Origin of the sequence: Streptomyces sp. WG5 (assembly GCF_049974565.1) — a bacterium.
Lineage (GTDB): Bacteria > Actinomycetota > Actinomycetes > Streptomycetales > Streptomycetaceae > Streptomyces.
The window spans coordinates 1-4,634 of record NZ_JBNGGC010000083.1 but is presented as its reverse complement, the minus strand read 5'-3'; the positions used below and the strand labels follow the sequence as shown (position 1 = coordinate 4,634).

General features: G+C 68.1%; 3 protein-coding genes and 1 pseudogene. 3 read left to right on the top strand and 1 reads right to left on the bottom strand.

The window, feature by feature from the left end; all coding sequences use genetic code 11:
• Nucleotides 1-767: 767 nt before the first annotated feature.
• Entirely contained in the window at nucleotides 768-2,111 is a 1,344-nt protein-coding gene (locus ACP4IX_RS35855; protein WP_426558779.1) for a hypothetical protein, read from the top strand.
• 171 nt (nucleotides 2,112-2,282) lie between these two features.
• A pseudogene (locus ACP4IX_RS35850) lies at nucleotides 2,283-2,393 on the top strand (IS5/IS1182 family transposase); the annotation flags it as partial.
• Nucleotides 2,394-2,412: 19 nt separating this feature from the next.
• Here ACP4IX_RS35850 and ACP4IX_RS35845 read toward each other — a convergent pair.
• The gene (locus tag ACP4IX_RS35845) at nucleotides 2,413-2,982 is read right to left on the bottom strand and encodes a hypothetical protein (protein WP_426558777.1); all 570 of its coding nucleotides are present in this window, start codon (nucleotides 2,980-2,982) and stop codon (nucleotides 2,413-2,415) included.
• A 1,398-nt stretch (nucleotides 2,983-4,380) separates the two neighbouring features.
• On the opposite strand from ACP4IX_RS35845, the gene ACP4IX_RS35840 reads away from it, so the two are divergent.
• On the top strand, nucleotides 4,381-4,634 hold a 254-nt coding region (locus ACP4IX_RS35840), incomplete at its 3' end, for a helix-turn-helix domain-containing protein (RefSeq protein ID WP_426558775.1).

Here is a 4,634-nt window from a genome sequence, read left to right as displayed (position 1 = left end):
GTCGACGGCTGCCTGACCGCCACAGGTCTGGCTCTCACCCCACCGACCCCGCCGTGAAAACCTCAGTAGTCCGTCCCTCTGACGCCCGGCCGTTCGTGAGCACAGGCTGTTCGCGAACGGCCGGGTCGCGTCTAGACCGCTGGAATGCGGCCGCTTGGGTCCCCTTCACCGGGTCAGAGACAGCGGCAGGGGTGGGTGATCCACACCTGAATGGGCGTCATCCGGCGCTGCAGGCACACCACCCGCAGCTGTAGCTCAGCAGATATCCGACATCGAGTGCGCCACCAACCCGGATGACGAGATCGTTGGCGTGCACCAACAGTGACCGCCCTCCCGACCCATCACGACTTGGCCCAGCTGGAGGCCCTGCTCAACGTCCTGCACCGCGCTGACGCTGTTTGAGGGTCCGAAAGCGGCCGTGACGCCGGCTTGAAGACCCTGAAGTGCTCGTACACCAGGATCACTCCACCGCGACGGCAGGGCACGGTTCCTCGGCGAGCACGTCCCTGCGCCGGGCAGATGTGCAGCAACTCAGCGATGGATCGCTTCCAAGACCAGGCAGGACGTGCTGGCGTCGGCACGAACCTGCCGGTCGCAAGAGCCTAAGTTCCGGGCGTACTATCACGGGCTAATAAGATCGTTGGGTTTCGAGGGGGCGGGCACCGTCAGCGTCGGTGGTACGCAAACCAGACCGCTGCGCAGATGCATGAGTCATCCACGGCTATGCGAACAGGTCGGCCGGTGGCCGAGAAGTGGGGGGCAGGAGAATGACAGGGATCAGTCGACGAGGGCTGCTGCGCGGGGGCGTGGCGGCCGGGGCCGTCACGGTCGTAGGGGGTGCGGCATCGGCGGCTCAAGCTGGTGCCGCGGGCATCAATCCGTCCGTTGTGGGTGAGGCGGCGCACGTCCGGGCTCTGCGCAAGGCGTTGGACGATGCGGCGGCGGGCGTGGTCGGCCCGCACGGCGTCGACGACAAGGGGCGGATCGTCGTGAAGGCCGGGTATGTGGGCGTTCCCACCTACACGCTGCTCAATACTTTGGTCATCGGTGGCAACACGGTCCTGGACGCTACCGGTGCGCGGTTCGTCGCTAAGTTCGGCACCGTCATGCGGAAGTACACGCTGGACCGGAAAAATCAGCACTCGCCGACTCCCGAGTACGTGACGGACAGCCAGGGGGCGTTCACCGCGCCCGCGGTCAGTGGGGCCAAGGCCGCCACCATGCTGATCAACCATGTTCCCAGTCGTGCTACGACGGGTTACTCGGCCCCGGGCAACATCATGGTCAAGGGCGGCGAGTGGGACCCCATTTCCGCGTGGGTGTGGGAGGACTCCGGGCTGGCGCGGGCACGTGCCGACAAGGCTCCGCCGATGAACGTGCTGACCTTCACCCACACCCAGGACGTGGAGGTAGAAGGCGTGACGGTCTGGAACGTCAAGTGGTGGCACGCGGTCGAACTCAACGCCGTACGCCGGGGTGCTGTTCGGGACTGCTTCTTCAAGGGCTGGGTCGAGAATCCGACGTGGGGCCTGTGGCAGGGCGAGGCCGTCCAACTCGACCTTCCCCTCTCCACTAACACGTGGGCCGGAGCCAGTGATGGCACTCCGACCGTGGATGTACAGGTGCAGCGTAACTACGCGGGTGCGTCCGGCTCCCAACCGTCCTGGGCGAAGCTGGTCGGATCGCACACCGGCGGCGAGAAGGTCGGCCAGGTGCACGCGCGCGTGCTGATCGAGGACAACGTCGTGGACAACGCCAAGTGGGATGCCATCGGCGCGATGAACACCACCGACATCATCGTCCGCGGCAACACGATCAACAACAGCGTCGGTGGGGTCTACGTCAGTTCCATGTCGGCGAGGACGGTCAGCCAACCGCCGGTCCAGGTAGGTCCGAATCCTGTCTCTGGGGTCGACATCATCGACAACCAGGTGACGGTGGCGGCAGGCGCTTCGGGGGCATCGCGCAACGCGGTTCGCGTAAGCGCGGATACGGTCGGGTTCGTCTCGCCGGTGAGCGACGTCGCGGTCACCGGCAACCGGGTCAGCGGCGGAGGTTTCTTTTACACCCCGAACGTGACATTCCGGCCCGGAACCACACCGCAGCACTGAGCGCAGAGTGCCAACGCGTGGCCAAGTGAGGTGAGAGCACAGCCACGGGCGAGAGGACACCCAACGGGGCACGACGACGGTAGACCACGGCACTGACACTCCCCGGACACCATCGGCCACCTCGTCGTGCAGTATCGGAACGGAACCCACTCACCCCCCGCACCTGCGGTTTTGACCGCCCAGCTGGCCGCGCATCGGTCGGAGCGCGGAACTCGGTGGCGCCGGCTTTCCGCCGACCGCCAGGCGCTGCTGGTGCTGGCGCACCTGCGTCTGGGGCACACTTGCGGCTGCTCCCGCGCGCTCAGTTCGGCCGCTCGTATTCGTCGATCGTCCCGTCTCCGTTGTCGTCGTACATGTAGTGGTATGCATCGCCGTAGTTGTGCCGGTAGCGCATACACGTGCCCTCGGCGCGCAGTTCAGGCTCGCCGTCGTAGTAGTCGAGGTGGAGGGTGACCCGGATGCCGTCGTCAAGGGTGGCGGTGATGCCGTTGTCGACCTTCTCGACGGTGCGGCCGTCCTCGCGCCAGGTGGCCCGGAGGGATGCCAGCGCCGCGCGGTAGTCGTCGTCGCTGGCGAAGTCCAGGTCCCAGGTGAAGATGGGCTCAGCCCGGCTGACGCCGGTGTCGTCGAAGCCGAAGTCGTCCACGCACGAGGAGCTGCCCTGCCGAGAGGCGTACGGCTCCTCGGCCGGTGCCGGGGACAGCGCGCGGTAGGCATCCTCGCCGGCCCGGGTGGTGGCCCGGACATGGTCACGGAACTCCTCCGTGCTGTGAACGGGCCCGCCTTGTATCGCCTCGCACGCCTTGGCCGTCAGCCCGACGAGAGCCACCAGGGCGACACCGAGCACGGGGACCACGATCTTCGACTTCATGCTGTCGATCAAAGCCGCCCAGGCCGGACGCGGGGCAGCGCTCTGCTACCCAGCCGGCCTGAGTAGTAGCGCCCAGACCGCATTGTCCGGCCACGGTAGGGGCTTGCCGTACGTGACGTCCGAGGTCGGACGCAGCAGACTCCGGTCACGAGCACCGCGCGACGTCGACTCGGCACTGGGCCGAGCACCACCAGGAGCACGCCGACGACGGACACGAGCCTGCGGCTTCTGCCCGCCGAACGCGTCGAGCAGGGGCGCTCTCCTCTGACTGGACGTCCTGCACGTCTACAGGCACGACACCAGGGCTTCGCATCACCGCAACGGGCAGCGGCATCGCCGACTCGCCGCGGCCGCCGGACCGGTGCAGGGGCCTCTGGAGGCGCACTACCGCAGCGCCCCCCTTTGCCGGTGTGCGCCGAAGGCGCAGGAAAAGGGCGGTCCGCGCGTGCGCGGACTGGCTCACCGGTGAAACGGGCCCGCAGGGCGACCAGTGAGCCACCCGCTGGGCCGCCAGGCCCGGAGCGCGGCCACCCCGCCCCGCCGTGTCACGCTGGCCCCGGCCCCGCCACCCCGGCCAGGGACCAAAGGAGCTGGTCTAACTCTGTCGGTGCAGGTGGCCTCCATAGCTTCGCGTTCTTCCGCTGAGCCAAGGCCGGCTCACACGCTCTGCCAACGGCCTGTGCGCGGCGACCCCGTCGCGGAAGCAGATCTCTCCCGGGGCTCCTGCGGCGAGGTCGGATCAGGATGCCGCGGCACCCACGGCGCCAATGCCGGCGTTTCGCCGCAGGGACAACTACGGCACGTCCGCACGGGCGTACTGAACAGCCCACCCCTCACCGCGCGGGCGGGCGGGCGGAGGACTGTCACCAGAGTGAAGCGACCCGACTTTGGAGTCGGGTCGCTTCACTGCTCAGGGGCCGCCTTCACGTAGTGGCCCGGTCAGTGGTCGGGCGGCAGGCGCTTCGCTAGTGTCCTGCGCCGGAGATCCGTCGGCAGAAACTCCAATGTCTCGCCCCAGTCCGCCCCGGCGGGCGCTGCCGAGCGTCACAGCGCTGGATACGCCCTAGCGAGGCCGCCACCGTCGTCAACCTGCTCCTGGACGACCTCGGAGCCACCCCCAACCTGCGCAAGCACTGGAACGCGCCCAAGGGCCTGACCGTGCTGCTCAACGAGGACCACAAGCAGGGCACCGAACTCACCCGCAGCACCCTGCTGCACGCACGGATGACGCCACCGCGCGCCCGTTGAGGTGCGAGCGCTGAGGGGGCGGTCCCATACGGGGCCGCCCCCTCAGCTGTGTGCCGCGCCTCCTCCGAACACACTTTGTACGGTATCTGTACGGTGAAAGTGCGCGATCCTTACGGTTTTTGGGGTAGAGTCTAGGTTAGGAGGCGTTCCATGTCCGAGATGTTCGACGCGGTCGACGCGCTGGTCGCGTCCCGCTCTCCGCTGCCGTCGGCGGAAGAGCGCAAGCGGCTGCGCACCGCGCACGGCCTGACGCTGGACGAAGTCGCCAGCGCGCTGAAGGTGCGGCGGGCCACGGTGTCCGCCTGGGAGTCGACGAAGAAGCCGACCGAGCCGCGCGGCCCTGAGCGTGAGGCGTACGCCCGGCTGCTGCGGCAGCTCGCGGAGCTCTACCCCGCACCCGCCAC